Source organism: Paenibacillus sp. MABNR03 (genome assembly GCF_050455445.1).
Taxonomy (GTDB): Bacteria; Bacillota; Bacilli; order Paenibacillales; family Paenibacillaceae; genus Paenibacillus; species Paenibacillus xylanilyticus.
The window spans coordinates 1174759-1193457 of sequence record NZ_JBCIYR010000002.1 but is presented as its reverse complement, the minus strand read 5'-3'; the positions used below and the strand labels follow the sequence as shown (position 1 = coordinate 1193457).

The following is an 18699-nucleotide window of genomic DNA, read 5'->3' as shown; positions in this document are numbered from 1 at the left end:
TCCTATTCCTCGTGAACGATGTCGATTATTCCCTCACGGGACATGTGCTCAAGAAACGGAACAACTTGTTCGTGACACGTATCCGCATCAATTTCGTACTCGGAGGCCAGCACTTCAACCAAGTCAGCCAGTGTCCGTTCCTCGGCCAGTAGATCCCAGATTCGTCCGCCGGCACTGCCAAGATTGTAGTATTTTCCGCTTTGGATACTCATCATGACTTTTTCCCCGCCCATGTCACTGACGAGGTTGCCTTCCTTCTGCTTCACACGATCTTTCCAATCGAATGGTTTTGTACTTTTCATTGTCCTGTATGCACTCCTTTGCGTATATGATCTGTGATTCGTTCGACCATCTCGAATGCAGTAAATTCAGAGCCTGACCTTGTCAATCTGCAAACTTCTACGCTGGCAGACAGTCTGGAGACTGTTTCGAACAACCACTGTGCAAGACCTTGCCTGGCCACAAGAGCACTTCGGAAGGTATGTGTGCACAGCATATGAAGTCTTTCCAATCCCTGAACCTGTGTCAGCTTGGTGGGCTCGTGAAGGGCATCCGGTTTGGGATTCAGCTCAAAAATGCCGGCAAGCGGAACAGCTCTCTCATGAAAATAATGCTGCACCGGTATCGCGTATTTCGTAATCTCGGCATGTACGGTGGCATAGTTTTGTTCTTTCATGCCAAACCCCTCCAGGCTGGGCTGCCACAATTTCTGCTGTGGATACCCCGGGGATACAATGGCTCTCCCTCCGGCGTCCCAGGTTATGGCAACCACATCATCGGTTAGAAGCGGATATCCGCGCGAAGCCAGAGCAGCTGATAAAGTGGATTTGCCCGCGCCCGAATGCCCGACGAATGCATACGCCCAGCCATCGATCACGACGGCACTTCCATGCAGTGGCAGAATACCCCGCTGCATCATAATGACCGCCATACATGTACCGAGAATAAACAATCGGACCTTTTTTTCATCTGCATCTTGCGAAGGGCTAACCATAATTCTGCGTCCTTGCTCGATCAGGAACAGGCCTGTATCTTCAATTCGAAAAAACAGACAGCCGTCACGAGATACAAAATTTTCATTTCCCACATTCCACTCTTCCCACAGTAGGGTTAAGTCGGCAGACTGGATATGTACGTCGATATCACCAGCATCCGTGCTGTCTTGCACGATCTGGAGTTCTGGCATTAGAAATTGGCTTAGCCAACGCAATCCATATGCTTCATACTGCACAGGCACCAATGGATGACTCCTCCTTAGCAAAGCTGAATGTAAAAAAGCCCTTATATTCATATGACTCAAATATAAGGGCGGTGGCGAAAAGATCATGTTGTCTTTCCGCCCTTTAAGTATGATGGCACTTCGTAAAGCTCAATAACTTAGGAAGTTGGATCGTACAGATCAGCATCATGATCGGAGATCCAGTCAATTTGTCTGTAACCAGTTCCAGCCATAGTTTGGTTTACTTCCAACACTTCCAGTGCAGGTGCTTGCCATTCCTTCTTTTCCATTGTTGTTCACCTCCCTTCAAGAGTTTACATTGGTACCTCGCATGTTCATTTCTCATGGTCAGAACTTGCGGATAAAGCGATATACGATCAAGCTGTGCATCATCAAACGCATATCCGGGTGAGATGCCAGCTCGGGTCGTGGTTCGGGAATGTTCTTAAGCGCCGACTGTATTCGTTCGGTGTTTAATATGCCGGCAACACGGCTATCAGAACAAAGAGATTGTACTTCTGCTGTAAAGGTACCCCAATCGGGGATCATCCGGTGCAGCCAATCCGCGGGCTGAATGCCACGAACACGTTGATTGAGTCTAACCTTGTCAGGCAGTTCGGGCGATGTCGCACGCCTGATTAAGGAGCGATCTGTCCCCTTACTGACATACTGTTCAATCGGAACGGAGAGGCAAAATTGAATGACACGGGCGTCACTGGTCGGATCACGCTCCCATGCACGATAACGCAAGGAACATTTGGTTGCCACTGCTCCATTTTTGTTGGCAATAGCCAGGTTATTGAACTTCTCAGCTCTGACTTTCAGTGCATCTGCTCTGGCGCCTCCCTGAAGCTGAACCAGTGATCCGAGTCGTTCCAGCACGCCCGTTCTACTGGCGAATTCCGGATGAATGAGTTGGTTGGCAGAGGCACTCGCTGCCCCTTTTGAAGCGTTATGGAAACGTTCCGGGTATGCCTTTTGCGCCGTTATGCGAGCAATCCTCGAAAATTTCATTCCGGTCCGCTGAGAATATTGTCTCATCTCCTGCAGCATGCGGAGCCAGCGTCCACTTTTCATCAGACTGGCGTAATAGTCCAGTGCTGGCCCCCATGAGATGGTGAAGTTCCCCCTGGCTCCAGTAAGTAGAACTCCTGCATCCTGCTGACTTGCCTTTTCGTAAAATCCCCGGATCCAGAATGAATTCTCGAAATACTTATACGGCATCTCCATCATGTCCAGCCAGGTATCTATTTCACTGAAAGGACTTCTGCCCTCGAAGTCCAGGTAGTTCTCCGAAATATTTCCGATATGATCGATCGTGGAGCGAATGAAAGGCCGTTCATCAGCGAGCAGCGTTTTCGAAGTATAGTCCGTGAAATCAGACACAGGTACATAACTGTATGCATTTAGCCTTTTCCCCTGACTGCGCAGTGATCCCGAAGCAAAACCGGCAACAGCCCCGGAGTCCAGCCCTCCACTTAATGCAGCTGCCACCTGCCGATGTGTTCGCAAGCGGGCACTGACTGCCTGAGCGAACACTTCACGAAACGCTTCGACGTATTCCCCGTCCGATTTGAGAAGCAGCGGCTCAATTTCGTTCCAGCGGTGATACTGCTTCAGTTCCACTTTTCCCACTCCAGCCCGGAAGACAAGGGTGTGTGCAGGTGGAAGCTGGTTGACTCCACGATAAGCCGTCATATGGATATCTGCCGATCCATGCATCTCTGGAATGGCCAGAAATTCGGACAACCATGTCTCATTCAAATCCTTGGTTACCCCTTCCAAGTCAAGCAAGGGAGCGATAAGAGTGCAGAATGAAAAACGCTTGCCGTCATGACGGTAATACAACGTCCTCATGCCGGTAATATCTCTCGCTACAAACAATATCCGCTTGCGCTCATCCCAGATTGCAAAAGCGAAGTCTCCCAGAAGCTTGCTCGCAGCTTCTTCACCCCATCGCTGATAAGCTCTCATAATGAGTTCACTGTCTGAGAGTACAGACAACTGACTTCTGGAGATGAACAATTGATCAGCGAGCTGTTCCCGATTATCCAAAATAGCGTCTGCGGTAATCGTGAGACCGCTGCCCTCATCAGCCAGAGGCAGTTTTTCGTTGACCGATTCGGGTGTGATCCACTGAGCATGACAGCTGAGAAATGCTTCATTCCCCTTCCATACCCCGGTTGTATCCGCCGGAATATGTCCCAGGCTTGCATACAAGTGCCAGCTGTCTTCCCATAGCGCTTGCTGACCATCGGTATGAACAATTCCCGCTATCGCGCTCATGACTTTCCTCCCCGAAGTATCTTACGCTGGGATGCCCAGGCACTGATTTGCTGTCCAAAGGGTATCCAGGATTTAATTCGCTGAAGCTTGCTGTGAGCAGAAGCCAGCTGCTGCTTCAATCGTTCCCGTTCACTGTAGCCTCGCTCCAATCGGTTATCTGCTGCACGGAGGGCAGCTTCCAGTTGTCTGATCGTTGCGAGTGCAGCCAGTGTCGGGTCTGTATTCGGCTCTGACGGATTGGTAATTCCATGTAACTCATTGATCGGTGTACCTGCAGAAGAAGCTCCCTGTATGTGATAACGCGGCTGCCATATACAGCCTGTTGCTTCCGTAAACTGACGGCTTAGTCGTTCAATGACTTCCTGATCCGGGTCAGCTTCGTAACGGACCCCTGTCCATTGTTCCGCCTCATGCAGCTGTTCAGAGTAACCCATGCGGTGAAATACGTCTGCGCCCAGTACGCGGCAGTATGTTTCTACTTCAGGAGCATCCAGTATACTTTTCCAGTTGTTAACAGAATTTTTGTGTGCTTCTTGATGTGTGGACAAAAATGGGTCGCCGACCCCCATGCTGTAGAACATATTGGATTTCGTACTTTCCACATGACGACCATATTGCTCCATGCCCTGTTCATATCCAACACCGAGAAATTCGCATAACTTCTCCAGTTCCTCTCTCGGTTGGGAGACCAGCTGTTCATATCGGAGCTCATACGCGTTCGCATGTTGTACTGCGAAATAATCATTTAACCGAAGTAATCCGAGTGTTAGATCGACGGCCTTCATATTCATGTTTGGACTTTGCAGACTGCTGATTAGATTAAACCCTTCTCCATTGTTACGGTTTACTTTCTTGTAGGAAGCAGCGATGGAAAGTGGATTACGCTGAAGATGGATGCGCTTGGACTCTGGAAAAAGTCGATCCAGCCATTCAAGCATGTAATAATAACGCGGAGATTTATCGACAACGAAATCTGCTCCGTTTCCCTGCAGAAATCCGTTATATATTTCAAGAGCAAAGCTCCTGCATGCCTTCTCAAATACATCATCCGAGACCATGGCACTATAAAATTGACGAATAATGGGGCTTCCTCCGTAAGGACGAGCATCCGCTTTTGACAGATCCACCAGGCTCATCAGAAACCACATTTCCTGTGTTGCAAATATGCGGCTGTGATTTTGCAGCATAACGGTGGAGAGTGAGCTTCCACTACGAGGGACACAGAGTAAAAAGACAAGTCCGTTACCTTGAACATCTACCACTGGCATCTCCTCCTCTGTCCAAATATAATGAGCATGCAGTTGGTATCATCGAATTCTCATCCTTTTTTTGTTGAAACAGAAGATGTACGATCGCAATTCTATGAAGTTTCGACACCTTTTAGATACGTTGTGTATTCATAGTTTTACTCTATGATACAAAATGTATCATGTCAATCTTTTATTTTCACTTTTTCATAATTTCCTTTTCGTTTCACTCTATTCTCATCCGGATCAGTTCAGCACTCCATACTTATTCCACTGCCCCTCTCCAATATGACTGTGCACAAACATGAAAAACTCCGAATCTGTCTCTTGCGAACAGACCCGGAGTAGCTATTTCTTTATTATGTTTTCTTGAAATAACGGAATATTACCCGCTATGTCCAGCATTCGCTCCATGGATAGGCACGGTTCCCTCCAAAATGCGGTTATCCTCCCGATCTGCTTCAAGTGCGTCGTTCATGCCCTGCTTGACTTTTACTGTCATCAAAACAGCCATACCCGCAATGAAGAAAAAGAGCAGGGAAAGAATACCCCAACGGCTTGAACCCGTAATCTGACCTACCCAGCCAAAGACAAATGGGCCAAAAATGGATGAGAATTTGCCAGTAATATTTACGAAGCCAAAATACTCTCCTGTTCTGCCAGAAGGCATCAGGTTGCTGAACAGTGAGCGGGCAGTCGATTGACTGACTCCTTGTACGACGCCAACCAGACCCGCAAGCAAGTAGAAATGGATCGCTTCCGTCATAAAATATCCGAGTATGACAATACATATGTAGATAGACAAACTTAACATCAGTACCTGCTTCGCTCCCCAGCGTTGTGCCCACGCACCCAGCAGCAATGTGCAAGGGAAACCGATGAATTGGGTGAGCAGCAGCGCAAGCATCAGATCAGCTGTCCCGATTCCGATACTTGTCCCATAGATGGTCGCCATCAATATGATCGTATTAATCCCATCATTGAAAAACCAAAAAGCCACCAGCATCCGAATCAGCTGGGGAAAACGCAGCATCTGGCGAAAGGTTTGACGCAACCTTCGCATCCCTACCTCTGCATAACCTTTCCAGGATCCAGGCATGTCCGGTGCAGCAGGACGACGGGGAGCATGACGGAACAGTGGGATTGAGAATAACAGCCACCAGAGCGCTACAGAAATAAAGGCGAGTCTGGTACCTGCCAGGGTGCTCCCCATGCCAAACCAGCCAGGCTGCTGAATCATGAGCATGTTGATGGCCAGAAGCAATCCACCACCAATGTAACCATACGCATACCCTTTGGACGAGATCATATCCCTGCGGTCTGCAGCCACCAGATCAGGCAGCATGGCATCGTAGAAGGTATTACCACCCGCAAATCCTATGGTCGAGATGACAAGCAAGGCAGAAGCAAGCAGCCAGTCCCCTTCTCCAACCGCGCTGAAACCAAGGGTTGCAATCATTCCAGTTATAGCAAATACCCGTAGAAAATCCCCTTTGCGGCCGGATAAATCAGATAGTGCTCCCAGCAGCGGGGTTAACAAGGATACACATAACATTCCGACCGAATGCGTGTAGGCCAGATAAGATGCGGCTGTGTCTGCATCCAGAGTTGCTGCCGCTACCGATGCATAGAAGACAGGGAGTACCGCGGCCAGCACCGTCGTTGCGTATGCGGAATTGGCCCAGTCATACATAATCCAAGCTTTAACTGCCCGTTTATCCAAGTCAGATCCTTCCTTTGCATGCATCCGTGACAGAATGCCAATTCAATGCCTGTTTTTATTGTAAAGGAAGTTTGTCACGCTTGTTCATCGTTTCTGTAAAAAGTTCGGCATACGGCAGGCATTTGGAGCTGCATCCAAAAACGCAGTCGCATAATTGTATCATTTTATCTCCTCTCGCATCACATATCGTCACCGCCCGTGAATATACTTAATTACCGACAGGCCAAACTGTGCCGCGTAATCAATGGGGGGTGCCTACATGTCAAATTCACACCAGCCTTACTCGTTCGTCGTATCCCGGGAAGATTGGTCGCTTCACCGCAAAGGGTACCAGGACCAGCAGCGCCATCAGCAAAAGGTTAAAGATGTCATTAAGCAAAATCTGCCTGATCTGATTACAGAAGAAAACATTATCATGTCCGATGGACAACAAATCATTAAGGTACCAATCCGCAGTCTGGATGAGTACCGTTTTGTGTATAACTACCAAAAGCAAAAACATGTCGGTCAAGGCGACGGTGACAGTCAGGTCGGAGATGTCATCGGTCGTGATCCTGCCTCGCAAAAGCCGGGTAAAGGCGAAAAAGCCGGCGATCAGCCTGGTCATGATATTGTAGAAGCCGAAGTGAGCATTGAAGAACTGGAAGATATGCTGTTCTCCGAACTGGAGCTTCCGGATCTGAAGCAGAAAGATAAGGATCAAATCGAAACCCACACGGTTGTTTTCAACGATATCCGCAAAAAAGGCATGCAGTCCAACATTGACAAGAAACGCACCATTCTGGAGAATCTGCGTCGCAATGCCACAACGGGCAATCCGGGCATTCACCATATCAGTCCGGATGATCTGCGTTACAAGACGTGGGAAGACAAAATTATTCCGCAGTCCAATGCCGTTATTATCGCCATGATGGATACATCCGGATCGATGGGTTCCTTTGAAAAATACTGCGCTCGCAGCTTCTTCTTCTGGATGACCCGGTTTCTGCGTCGTCAGTACGAAAAGGTTGAGATTGTATTTCTTGCCCATCACACAGAAGCCAAAGAAGTGACGGAGGAAGAATTTTTCACCCGTGGCGAGAGCGGAGGCACCATCTGCTCCTCTGTATATATGAAGGCCCTTGATATCATCGACCGGCGTTACCCGCCTTCAAGCTACAACATCTACCCTTTTCATTTCTCGGATGGCGATAACCTCACCTCGGATAACGAGCGCTGCGTAAAACTGATCGGTGAGTTGATGAAACGCAGCAACATGTTTGGATATGGCGAGGTCAATCAATATAATCGCAGCAGCACATTAATGTCGGCGTATCGTCATATTAAGATGGATCAGTTTATGTACTATGTAATCAAAGAAAAAGGCGAAGTGTACAAAGCTTTGCGCAGCTTTTTCCAGAAACGGGAAGGAGGCAGCGTAAGATGACAGATGAAATCCGCGACCTTGAATACGCCATTGCCGAGATTATGGAGATTGCCGATGGATTCGGTCTCGATTATTATCCAATGCGTTATGAAATATGCCCCGCAGACATTATTTACACTTTTGGGGCTTACGGGATGCCAACCCGGTTCAGTCACTGGAGCTTCGGAAAAACTTTTCATAAAATGAAGATGCAGTATGATTTTGGTCTCAGTAAAATCTATGAGCTTGTTATCAATTCGAATCCTTGTTACGCCTTCCTGCTGGATGGAAACTCCCTGATTCAGAACAAGCTGATTGTCGCACACGTGCTGGCGCACTGTGACTTTTTCAAAAATAATGCCCGTTTCTCCAAATCGAACCGCAATATGGTCGAAAGCATGGCCGCCACGGCGGACCGGATCAGCAACTACGAAATGGAGTATGGGACTGAAGCGGTTGAGGCGTTCATTGATGCCGTTATTGCCATTCAGGAACATGTGGACCCCCAACTCATCAAACCCCGTCATTTGGACAAACAACGTTATATGGAGATGAAAATGCGGGAGCAGCGTGGCGAAAAACCACCACGTCCGGAAGGACGTTATGACGACTTATGGTCGCTTGATGATGTGCAGAACGAGGAGTCCCCTGCTGAAGGAATACAGGTTCATCACTTCCCACCAGAACCGGAAAAAGACATCATGTGGTTTATTCAGGAGTTCTCGGAAGTGTTGACGGATTGGCAGCGGGATATCATGAGCATGATGCGTGAAGAAATGCTGTATTTCTGGCCACAAATGGAAACTAAAATCATGAACGAAGGCTGGGCTTCGTACTGGCATCAACGCATTATACGCGAGCTGGACCTGAGTAGTGAAGACACGATCGAATTTGCCAAATTGAACTCTTCTGTCGTGCAGCCTTCCAAACAAAGTTTGAATCCCTACTATTTGGGGCTGAAAATTTTTGAAGATATTGAACGCCGCTGGGATCATCCGTCCAGGGAAGAACAGGAGCGTTGGGGCCGTAAACCTGCCCAAGGCCGAGCCAAAATGTTCGAGGTTCGTGAATTTGATTCGGACACCTCTTTCATTCGAAACTACATGACCAAGCAGCTAACCGAAGACCTCGACCTCTACGTATTCGAGAAAAAAGGCCCGGACTGGAAAATTACCGACAAGTCCTGGGAAAACATACGCGATCAACTTGTGTTTTCACGCATTAACGGAGGATCTCCGTATCTGGTCGTTCAGGATGCAGATTACCTGCGCACCGGTGAGCTCGTGCTCAAACACCAGTATGAAGGCATTGAGCTCGATCTGAAATATATGGAACGCACCCTTCCTTATCTGTACCGGCTCTGGGGGCGAACCGTGCATGTCGAGACACGCGTCGAGGATAAACCGATCTGGTTTACGTATGATGGCAAGAAGCACCATCGCAAATTTATGTGAACTTCCTTCTATATAATGGAAGACAAAAAAAGCGGCAAGTCCCTGGCAGATGGCGGGGACTTGCCGCTTGGCATTTAAACTCACCCAAGATTGATGGGGTCTCCTTGTAGTCGCAGCGGCACAAAGAAATCATGTTCCACTTCATTTGCCGGCAGCGGACGGCTGAAATAGTATCCCTGGATTTCCCGGCAATCGTTCTGCATCAGGATATCCAGCTGACCTTTCGTTTCAATCCCTTCGGCAATAACATCCATTTTCAGATTCTGCGCCATGGTTATGATGGTTGCCACAATAGCCTGGTCACTTTGGCTCTCCGTAATGTCCGTAACAAACGAACGATCAATCTTCAGCTTATGAATCGGAAAATGCTTCAAGTAACTCAGCGAGCTATATCCTGTGCCAAAATCATCAAGACTAATCTTGACCCCAAGCGAAGTAAGCTCATTTAGTATGCCTGTTGATACTGAGGCATCCATCATCATGCTTTCCGTTATTTCAAGTTCCAGATAGCGGGCTTCCAACCCCGTTTCCGCAAGGGCACTCTGAACCTGCTCCACCAGATTGGACTGATGAAATTGCTGGCTGGACAGGTTAACCGATACCGGGATCAGTGGACCACCGCTGGCATGCCATCGTTTCATCTGCCTGCAGGCTTCACGCAGAGTCCAGTTTCCTATGTCATAAATAATGCCTGTTTCCTCGGCAAGAGGAATGAACACATTGGGTGCCAAAATCCCCTTGAGCGGATGCTTCCAGCGAATCAGAGCCTCCACACCGATCATCCGGCTATCCTCCGTGCGAATCTGGGGCTGGTAATACAGCACCATCTCATTACGTTCCAGCGCTTTGCGAAGATATCCCTCCAGTTCAATGCGCTCATACAATTCCGAATCCAGCTCGGTTGTATAGAACTGAAATCCGTTTTTGCCATTCTTCTTCACTTCATACATGGCAGTATCCGCATGTTTCAACAGGGCATCCGCTTCTGTTCCATGTTCCGGATACATGGCAATACCGATACTCGCTGTAACGTAGAAGTCATTCTCTTTTAACCGATATGGCAGCTGGATGGCTCCAACAATCTGTTCCGCAAGGCTGGTGACACGTTCCACATTCCCCTGCTCGTTTGTAACCACCAGCGTAAATTCGTCCCCACCCATACGGGCCAGCATAACATTATCCATGCCTTTTGAATCGGATATACGGATCGCCTTAAGGATTCTGTCGCTAACTTCCCTTAGAAATACGTCCCCGATGGAATGTCCCAGTGAATCATTAATCATTTTGAAACGGTCGATATCCATCACCATTACGGCAAACGAACTTTGAGATATTGCTGAAGATGCAATCGTTTCGGCAAGTACCTCATCCAGTTTACGTCTGTTCGGCAGTCCAGTAAGCGGATCATGCAGAGCCTGATGACGGATCGTTTCCTGCGCCCTCTTCTCCTCAGTGATATCCTTGATCAAAATATGACTGCCGACATCATTGCCTTCAATTAATACAGGCACTACACTTATGCTCAAATCCAGATGCTGCCCATGAAACCCTCTCATGCTTGCCGTATAATAACGACGTTCAAGACTGCTATTTGTCCAGCCCGAGCTCTGGAGCCCTTCGGAACTCCATTGAATATTGACGTGCTTCACAATTTCATCCAGTGAGCGATGGATAACCGCCCTCTCCGGATATCCTGTAATACGCGTAACCGCAGCATTTATGCCTTTGACAATCCCCACATTATCCACCGAAATAATGGCATCCGAATGGTTTTCATACAAAGCCTGATACCACTGTTCATTTTCACGAATTCGCTGATCCTTTATGGACATTCGTTGATTAATATAAATCCCAAAAAGTGTAAACCCAAGCGTAATGAACGTACCTGCTGCGATCAGATATGCCAATAATCCCGGTTCAATCTGCATGACGGAATTTGCCGTCGGAACATGCGTATGTTGATAAAATTGTGCCGCTGACATTCCTGTATAATGCATGCCTGTGATACCGATCCCCATAATGAGCCCACTACCCATTTTGTACATCCAAGTGAACCGCGTTTGATGCTGGCTCAGAGAAAACATCAGCCATAATGCTGCAAAGGAAGCACCTGCTGCAATCAGTACAGATACAAATACTCTATCTGCCTCATAACTAATCGGAACCGACATGGCAGCCATTCCCACATAATGCATGCTGGTGATCCCTGCTGTCATAAGCAGACCAGCAACAATAATTTGTCGTAAATTGCCAGACTTACGCCCCGCAATGTGTAGCGCAATACCCGATGCAGCCACTACGAGCAGGACGGACAGAACGACTTTGTCCATCGAATAGGACACATTCATAGGAAGGACAAACGCAAGCATGCCCACAAAATGCATCGACCAGATACCAAGTCCCATGGACATAGCACCGCTGGTAAGCCATACGATTCTGGACATTCCCTTGGCCAAACTTACGCGGCCGGCAAGGTCAAGCGCAGCATAAGAAGCAAGGGCAGCAATAATGTATGATAAAATAACCAGTTCCAAATTATACGTTCCATGTATGTGTTGTTCCACTCCGTCTTTCCTTTCAACCGGGAAGATCTTGTTGTATGTAGGCATAATGTAAAAAAGAAGGGGCGCACTGTCCGGGTGACAGGCGCTCCCTTCGCATCATTTTGACTAATGACCACTAACTTTCAAAACACCGCAGCCATACATCAGAAACCCGTTTATTTGTGATGTGTATAGTCTAAACGTCCTAGAGTCGGAAATCAACACTTTTTTCCAGTAAACGAAGGATTATTAAGGTTAATAATCTTCAAATTTACAGTGATATATCCTATAACCGTTTCTTCCTAGCCCTTCCGTATTTTCACGTTACAGAACCAATATATGATCACGCCAAAAAAAGCACAGCCAACCGGCTGTGCTTGGTTCGTACGTCCTCACGCTTTGACAGGCGCAGTGGTCTGACGAATAACCAGATTGGATGGCTCCGTAACAACCGGAGGAGAATAATCCGGATTCTCAATCATCGCAATCAGATACTCAATCGACTTAATGCCGATGGAATATATATTTTGGTTAATCGTTGTAAGCCCTGGCTTGAATACTTGAGCATAATACGTATTATCGAAGCCAACAACGGAAATATCTTCAGGCACACTCAGGCCGTGCTTCTCGATTTCATGGATCGCACCAAATGCGGCCATGTCCGAGGCACAAACGATTCCTGTCGGTTGATCTTTCAATGCAAGCAATCGTCTCGCTGCCTTACTTCCCTCTTCAAAGGAATAGTCACATACCTCCAGATATACGGTCGAGTACGGAATGCCGCACTCACGCAATCCTTCCCGGTACCCTTCCAGCCGAAGATTGGCTACAGCCGGTCCAAGTGTACCCGAGATATAGGCGATTTTGTGATGCCCCAGCTCATGCAGGTGTCTGACGCTCATCGCAATCGCATTGGAGTTGTCCGTAGTAATATACCCTGCCCGTTTGCCAAACAAGTCCGTGTCAATAAACATGGTTGGAATCTCTGCTTGGACCAATTCCTCGATACTTTTGTTGTCTCTGCCTTCCCCGAACACAACAACGCCATCCACATTCCGGCTGCGGCAGTGTTTGATAAACGAGTACCCCGGATCATCGAAACGTGTGGACAATCGGACAAGATCATAACCGCTATTCTCAAGTGCTGTCTTGATGCCTTCAAGCAATTCCGAAACAAATGGATTGGTAAAAGGAACCGTCAACAGTACTCCCACCGTCCAAGAACGGCGTTTTACAAGTCCCCGTGCCACCACATTTGGTTGATATTTCAATAGTTCGATGGCTATATTGACTTTTTTGCGAGTTTTGTCACTTACATCGGGATAATCGTTCAGCACTTTGGAAACGGTTGCAACAGATACGCCCGCTTCTTTGGCCACATCATGGATAGAAGCCACCTGATCACCTCAACCTCTTTCAAATCCCCTGTCTCCGGCTGCATCACTATAACATTCGGCAGGTTTGTCTCCCCATTATAGCTCAAAACAGCCAGAAACGGTATCGCAGGATCAGGAGGTGCTTATGTCTATAGCGGGCGGTCCAGTTTCTTCAGATCGAGCGCAAGTTTCTCCATCGTTGTTGCGAATACGGCAAGTTCCTCCGAGCGTGAAGCCTGGCGTCTTGCTCCTTGGGATGTGTGCTCCGATTCATGTTGTACACTTCCAAGCTTTTTCATAATCTGTTCAAGGTTCGCCTGAATTTTCCCTTGTGCCTCCCGGGAGCTCGCAGCTAGCTTGCGGACTTCGCTTGCAACAACCTCAAATCCCCGGCCGAATTCACCTGCATGTGCAGCTTCGATGGCTGCATTCAGACCGACGAGATGGCTTTGCTCCGAGATTTCACGAATGAGTTCTCCCATCTTGCCAATCTGATGGATTTCCCCTGTCAATGCCTCCAGCAATTCATGGGCCTGGTCTTGTGAAGCTGCCGTTTCTCTGGCAACGTCCGAGATGGCTTGAGCATTCTCGTTCAGTTCGCTAATCATGCCCGTCAATTGCTGGGTAATCTGCGTAACGGACTGCAATGTATGCTGCTGATCCGCGGCGAGCTGATGCAATTTTTCTTTTTCCTTCTTCTCGTAAGCCTCAAGAACAAGTTGGGAATCGAGATTAAACATTTTGCTTAGTGCCTGAATGACACGATGCCAGGAATCAGGAATGACCTGCTGAAATATGCTTGTGGCAATATCGAGATAAACCATGTATGTCCCCAAATAATAATCTTCAGATAAACCAATGCGGGAATGCACCAGTCCAATCGCAATACGCTGTTCAATATAAGCCTCATCCACGATGCCGTCAGTCATGGACAACCAGTACATTTGCTGTGTTTCTTTTAAACGGTCAATGGATGAAAATCGGGTAATCATCTCTGCGAGTTCAGGATAATTCCCAACATGATTGTAGAAGTGATCCACCACATCATGCACAACCTTTTTAAATACCGGCCTGTGGTCTGCAAGCAATTGAAGATCTGCCCTGGTAAGTCCAATATAATCGAGTTGCTTTTGTCTTGCTGCAGTAATACTCATATCTAGTTCCGTCAACTCCTTAATAACTACTAAAATACTCCAGTTTATAAAATTACTGTTCCGATTATAGACTAAACTACCTAAACTTACATATATCTTTAGAACTAATTTGTCATGGATTTAACCTTTTGTGTCAGTTTTTCGGGTGTTTAAATGAATATTCACGCAAAAAGACTCCTTAGTCTGCCGTGAAGGAGCCTCACAGCAGACATCAGGAGCCTGATCCGGAATGGTTTGTTTCAGATTAACGATTGAGCAGACTGCCCACGTAACGCAGCAGTTCATTCGCACTGGCTGCAGTATATCCATGTTCCTCAATTAACCGTTTGATCACTTCATTCATACGTTTCAATTGTGTCGCATCCGGTGTTTTGGTTGAGGTCGTAATCTTAACGATGTCTTTCAAATCAGCAAACAGCTTCTTCTCAATGGCTTCACGCAGACGATCATGGCTGCTGTATTCGAATTTGCGCTCCTTCCGTGAGTAAGCCGAGATTCGAATGAGAATCTCTTCCCGGAATGCTTTTTTTGCATTTTCGGAAATGCCGATCTGCTCCTCAATCGAACGCATCAAGCGCTCATCCGGGTCCATCTCCTCATCGGTTAACGGATCACGAATTTTCGACCAGTTGCAGAAGGCCTCGATGTTATCGAGGTAATTTTCGAACAGCGTTCGGGCAGACTCCTCAAACGAGTACACAAACGCTTTTTGGACTTCCTTTTTAGCCAGTTCGTCGTATTCTTTTCGTGCCAAGGCAATAAAGTTCAGGTAACGCTCACGCTCTTCTTTGGTAATGGAAGCATGCTGGTCCAGACCGTCCTTGATTGCCCGCAGAATATCCAATGCGTTAATGCATTGAAGGTTTTGCTTAATCAAAGCACTGGATATCCGGTTGATGACATAACGTGGATCAATGCCGGACATCCCTTCATCCAAATACTCATTTTGCATTTCACGCAGATCGGCTTCCTTGTAACCCTCGACTTCCTCACCATCATACATCCGCATTTTTTTGACGAGATCCATGCCTTGTTTTTTCGTTTCCTTCAAGCGGGTAAGTATGGAGAAAATGGCTGCGGTCCGCAGGGCATGCGGTGCAATATGAACATGTTTCATGTCACTTTGCTGAATGAGCTTTCCATAAATCTTCTCTTCTTCGGAGACCTTCAGATTGTAGGGAATGGGCATAACGATCATCCGGGATTGCAGGGCTTCATTCTTTTTATTTGAAATAAACGACTTGTACTCGGATTCATTCGTATGAGCAACAATCATTTCATCGGCACTAATTAAAGCGAATCGACCCGCTTTGAAATTGCCTTCCTGTGTGAGCGATAAGAGATTCCACAGAAACTTCTCATCACATTTCAACATCTCCTGAAATTCCATCAATCCACGGTTTGCCTTGTTTAATTCGCCATCAAAACGATACGCACGCGGATCGGATTCGGAACCAAACTCGGTAATGGTCGAGAAGTCGATACTGCCGGTCAGGTCGGCAATATCCTGCGATTTCGGATCGGATGGACTGAATGTACCAATTCCCACCCGGTTATCTTCGGAAACAATGACCCGCTCCACCCGCACCTTGCTGATATCACCATCATATTCAGTCCGAAGTCTCATCTGGCAGGATGGGCAAAGGTTACCCTCAATGCGGACACCAATTTCCTTCTCCACTTCTGGACGAAGCTCAAGCGGAATCAGATGCAGCGGCTCCTCATGCATTGGGCATCCCTCAATGGCGTATATGGCGCCTTTCTCTGTACGTGAGAACTGCTCAAGACCACGCTTTAGCAGTGTCACGAGCGTCGACTTCCCTCCACTTACGGGACCCATCAGGAGCAGAATCCGTTTCCGTACATCCAAACGGCGTGCTGCTGAATGAAAGTATTCCTCGACCAGCTTCTCAATGGAGCGATCCAGCCCAAATATCTCCTGTTCAAAAAACTTGTACCGTTTGTGCCCCCCGACTTCTTCCACGCCAAACGATTCAATCATCTGGTACACTCGTGCGTGAGCCGTCATTGCCGGAGTCGGGTCCTCTCTCAACAATGCAATATAATCTTCAAATGTTCCATTCCATGACAAACGGTCACTCTCTGCCCGATATTCCGCAACGCGTTCAAAAATATTCATGCTTGGTACCTCCCATGGCTCCTTTAGTGTGATTGTCAACCATTCCGAATGGTATGAAGAAATCAATAGAATTGCAACTCCTGCTTGAATACCAATCTGCGGTCCGGATTAGTCCCGCCACCCTCTGTCCAAACGTGTTGTATTGTTGTGAAAAGTGTATTACATACCTATGCGGCAAATCGGATAAGTTGACCTCTTTTTTTCAATTCAAGGGTCTTAATTTCGGCTATTCCCTGTTCTATCAGACATCTTGTGCCCTCAGAAAAAAAAGCACAGTTATGATATAATAAAGGTTCTAAATTCAGGAAACCGGACAACGTCCCGCCACGGACAACTTCTTGGGAAAGGGGCAGAAACGATGGCAGTAAAATACGAGACCGAGTTATATTCGCCGCTAAAAACCTTCTTCGAGCAGCGCGGCTTCATCATCAAGGCTGAGGTCAGACATTGCGATCTGGTTGGGGTTAAACCCGGTCAGGATGAACCACTTATTGTGGAGATGAAAAAAACGTTCAATCTCTCCCTGCTGCTGCAGGGGATGCAGCGATTGAAGCTCAGCCCATTCGTTTATCTCGCGGTAGAACGGAACCGGAGCAAACGGGGTGCTGTCAATCAGCGCTGGAGTGAACTTGCAGCACTGTGCCAACAGCTTGGGCTGGGCCTGATTACCGTGACGTTCTATAAAACAAAGTCACCACTCATTGATGTGCTGTGCGAACCTGCGGCACAGAACATTCCAAGCCGTGCCCCTTCCCGCAAAGGTGGAGTTAGGCGTCAACGGCTGCTGCGAGAGTTTGAAGAGCGCAGCGGAGACTATAATACGGGTGGCAGTACCCGCAGACAGTTGGTAACTGCATACCGGGAAAAGGCATTGCGCGTCGCTTCTGCCCTTCGAAGCCATGGAGAGGCCTCCCCTGCCGTATTGGCGAGACAAACGGGTGTCGGCTCAGCTGCGGCCATTTTGCAGAAGAATTATTATGGCTGGTTCGAACGATTGTCACGTGGGAAATACGTGCTCACGATTATGGGGGTTCAAGCCCTGACCGAACATGCGCACATGCTGGAAGACCACGAGGTTTTGGAACAAAATATGCATGTGTCAGGCAGCCGGAATTCTATAGATGACTTCAACGTTGAAGGACTAGAGGAAATTGCAGAGGTAATTGAACCGTACCTGGTGCATCAAGGGGGGACTTCCGCCCCGGCGTCCAAAGATTGAATAGCATGCAGCACTCATGATGCACAAAGAAGCCTATTATCTCCTCAGAGATAACAGGCTCTTTTTGAAATGATTCTATATAATAGCGATTAGAAGCTTGCTGCTACTTCAGCAGCCAATTTCAGGCCAGCGTCCACGATCTCTTGGGAACGATCAGGAGAAGCATTGTGACCTTCAACGATAACGAGCTCAGGGTTTTGGATACCCCAGAAGTTAAGTACGTTTGTTACATATTTTACGGACATTTCAGCAGATGCCATCGGCTCTACGGAGTAAACGCCGCCACGTGCATTCAGCAATGCCACTTTTTTGTCGCCAACGAGACCTACTGGGCCTTCAGCTGTGTATTTAAACATTTTGCCAGCTTGGCTCAGATAGGAAATGTAGTTTACCAGTGGTGCAGGAACAGTGAAGTTCCACAGTGGGAATGCAAATACCACTTTGTCAGCTGCCAGGAATTGATCTTGCAATTGAGCTGCCAGTGCAGCAGCTTGTTGCTCTTCAGCAGTTGCTTCGATTCCGTTAGCTGCTTTGAATCCACCTGTAATTACAGTGTTGCCGTAGTAAGGAATATCTGTATTGTAGAGATCCAGCTCAGTGATCGTATCACCTGGGTGGGATTCTTTGTATGCGCTCAAAAATGCATCGTACAATTTGACACTGACTGCTTGATCCGCAGGACGGTCGTTTGCTTTTACAAATAAAATGTTGGACATGTTCGTTCCCCCGTTAATTAAAATATATGAGTGCTTCTCCTGAAATGGCATTGAATTCAGCTTATATAAAGAAAATAACAACTCATTAATACATATTATATATAAAAATGTTAGTGGATGCAATAACGTAATTACTTTGGGATATGACACCCTTTATAAACAATTCAATATCTCAAACTTCCTAAACCCCATAGCTGCAGCTGCAATCTGAAGGAGC

At 47.4% G+C, this 18699-nt stretch carries 14 protein-coding genes; 3 read left to right on the top strand and 11 right to left on the bottom strand.

Annotated elements, in window-relative coordinates; translation table 11 throughout:
- Positions 1-2: 2 nt before the first annotated feature.
- The 6 genes from AAIH57_RS14220 to AAIH57_RS14195 all read right to left on the bottom strand — a co-directional run bounded on the left by AAIH57_RS14220 (position 3) and on the right by AAIH57_RS14195 (position 6475).
- The gene (locus AAIH57_RS14220) at positions 3-302 is read right to left on the bottom strand and encodes a lasso peptide biosynthesis PqqD family chaperone (protein ID WP_430022031.1); all 300 of its coding nucleotides are present in this window, start codon (positions 300-302) and stop codon (positions 3-5) included.
- Complete coding sequence (locus AAIH57_RS14215) at positions 299-1240, bottom strand: HPr kinase/phosphorylase (protein ID WP_175399576.1); 942 nt, start codon at positions 1238-1240, stop codon at positions 299-301. Before AAIH57_RS14215 ends, AAIH57_RS14220 begins: the two co-directional genes overlap by 4 nt.
- Before the next feature lie 137 nt (positions 1241-1377).
- The gene (locus tag AAIH57_RS14210) at positions 1378-1509 is read right to left on the bottom strand and encodes a paeninodin family lasso peptide (protein ID WP_175399575.1); all 132 of its coding nucleotides are present in this window, start codon (positions 1507-1509) and stop codon (positions 1378-1380) included.
- A 58-nt stretch (positions 1510-1567) separates the two neighbouring features.
- Complete coding sequence (locus tag AAIH57_RS14205; RefSeq protein WP_430022030.1) at positions 1568-3505, bottom strand: asparagine synthase-related protein; 1938 nt, start codon at positions 3503-3505, stop codon at positions 1568-1570.
- Positions 3502-4773, bottom strand: a complete 1272-nt coding sequence (locus tag AAIH57_RS14200) for a sulfotransferase family protein (RefSeq protein WP_430022029.1) — start codon at positions 4771-4773, stop codon at positions 3502-3504. Before AAIH57_RS14200 ends, AAIH57_RS14205 begins: the two co-directional genes overlap by 4 nt.
- A 364-nt stretch (positions 4774-5137) precedes the next feature.
- A complete protein-coding gene (locus AAIH57_RS14195) occupies positions 5138-6475 on the bottom strand; it encodes an MFS transporter (protein ID WP_430022028.1) in 1338 nt (445 codons plus the stop codon).
- Between the two features lie 259 nt (positions 6476-6734).
- Between AAIH57_RS14195 and yhbH the strand changes: the two genes are divergently transcribed.
- Both yhbH and AAIH57_RS14185 read left to right on the top strand, forming a co-directional pair.
- Entirely contained in the window at positions 6735-7901 is a 1167-nt protein-coding gene (gene yhbH, locus AAIH57_RS14190) for a sporulation protein YhbH (RefSeq protein ID WP_095288248.1), read from the top strand.
- A complete protein-coding gene (locus AAIH57_RS14185) occupies positions 7898-9334 on the top strand; it encodes a SpoVR family protein (RefSeq protein ID WP_430022027.1) in 1437 nt (478 codons plus the stop codon). The genes yhbH and AAIH57_RS14185 overlap by 4 nt, the downstream gene beginning before the upstream one ends.
- 80 nt (positions 9335-9414) lie before the next feature.
- Here the strand turns inward: AAIH57_RS14185 and AAIH57_RS14180 are convergent, their stop codons facing one another.
- The 4 genes from AAIH57_RS14180 to AAIH57_RS14165 form a co-directional block, all read right to left on the bottom strand.
- Complete coding sequence (locus AAIH57_RS14180; RefSeq protein WP_430022026.1) at positions 9415-11898, bottom strand: EAL domain-containing protein; 2484 nt, start codon at positions 11896-11898, stop codon at positions 9415-9417.
- A 371-nt stretch (positions 11899-12269) separates the two neighbouring features.
- Positions 12270-13274, bottom strand: a complete 1005-nt coding sequence (locus AAIH57_RS14175) for a LacI family DNA-binding transcriptional regulator (protein ID WP_175399569.1) — start codon at positions 13272-13274, stop codon at positions 12270-12272.
- 128 nt (positions 13275-13402) lie between these two features.
- On the bottom strand, positions 13403-14407 hold the full coding sequence (locus tag AAIH57_RS14170) for a globin-coupled sensor protein (RefSeq protein WP_175399568.1): 1005 nt from the start codon (positions 14405-14407) through the stop codon (positions 13403-13405).
- Positions 14408-14651: 244 nt separating this feature from the next.
- Positions 14652-16547: a PrkA family serine protein kinase gene (locus AAIH57_RS14165; RefSeq protein WP_175399567.1), complete on the bottom strand. Its 1896-nt coding sequence runs from the start codon at positions 16545-16547 to the stop codon at positions 14652-14654.
- Between the two features lie 358 nt (positions 16548-16905).
- On the opposite strand from AAIH57_RS14165, the gene AAIH57_RS14160 reads away from it, so the two are divergent.
- Positions 16906-17766: a DUF2161 domain-containing phosphodiesterase gene (locus AAIH57_RS14160; RefSeq protein ID WP_175399566.1), complete on the top strand. Its 861-nt coding sequence runs from the start codon at positions 16906-16908 to the stop codon at positions 17764-17766.
- A gap of 89 nt (positions 17767-17855) precedes the next feature.
- Here AAIH57_RS14160 and AAIH57_RS14155 read toward each other — a convergent pair whose 3' ends face one another.
- Positions 17856-18533: an FMN-dependent NADH-azoreductase gene (locus tag AAIH57_RS14155; protein WP_430022025.1), complete on the bottom strand. Its 678-nt coding sequence runs from the start codon at positions 18531-18533 to the stop codon at positions 17856-17858.
- Positions 18534-18699: the final 166 nt, after the last annotated feature.

What these genes read in the sequence shown, in the direction of transcription:
- AAIH57_RS14160 (WP_175399566.1), top strand. Translation starts at nt 16,906, where the DNA reads ATGGCAGTAAAATACGAGACCGAGTTATATTCGCCGCTAAAAACCTTC.
- AAIH57_RS14170 (WP_175399568.1), bottom strand. Translation starts at nt 14,407, where the DNA reads ATGAGTATTACTGCAGCAAGACAAAAGCAACTCGATTATATTGGACTT.
- AAIH57_RS14200 (WP_430022029.1), bottom strand. Translation starts at nt 4,773, where the DNA reads ATGCCAGTGGTAGATGTTCAAGGTAACGGACTTGTCTTTTTACTCTGT.
- AAIH57_RS14220 (WP_430022031.1), bottom strand. Translation starts at nt 302, where the DNA reads ATGAAAAGTACAAAACCATTCGATTGGAAAGATCGTGTGAAGCAGAAG.
- AAIH57_RS14205 (WP_430022030.1), bottom strand. Translation starts at nt 3,505, where the DNA reads ATGAGCGCGATAGCGGGAATTGTTCATACCGATGGTCAGCAAGCGCTA.
- yhbH (WP_095288248.1), top strand. Translation starts at nt 6,735, where the DNA reads ATGTCAAATTCACACCAGCCTTACTCGTTCGTCGTATCCCGGGAAGAT.
- AAIH57_RS14185 (WP_430022027.1), top strand. Translation starts at nt 7,898, where the DNA reads ATGACAGATGAAATCCGCGACCTTGAATACGCCATTGCCGAGATTATG.
- AAIH57_RS14165 (WP_175399567.1), bottom strand. Translation starts at nt 16,547, where the DNA reads ATGAATATTTTTGAACGCGTTGCGGAATATCGGGCAGAGAGTGACCGT.
- AAIH57_RS14155 (WP_430022025.1), bottom strand. Translation starts at nt 18,533, where the DNA reads ATGCCATTTCAGGAGAAGCACTCATATATTTTAATTAACGGGGGAACG.
- AAIH57_RS14210 (WP_175399575.1), bottom strand. Translation starts at nt 1,509, where the DNA reads ATGGAAAAGAAGGAATGGCAAGCACCTGCACTGGAAGTGTTGGAAGTA.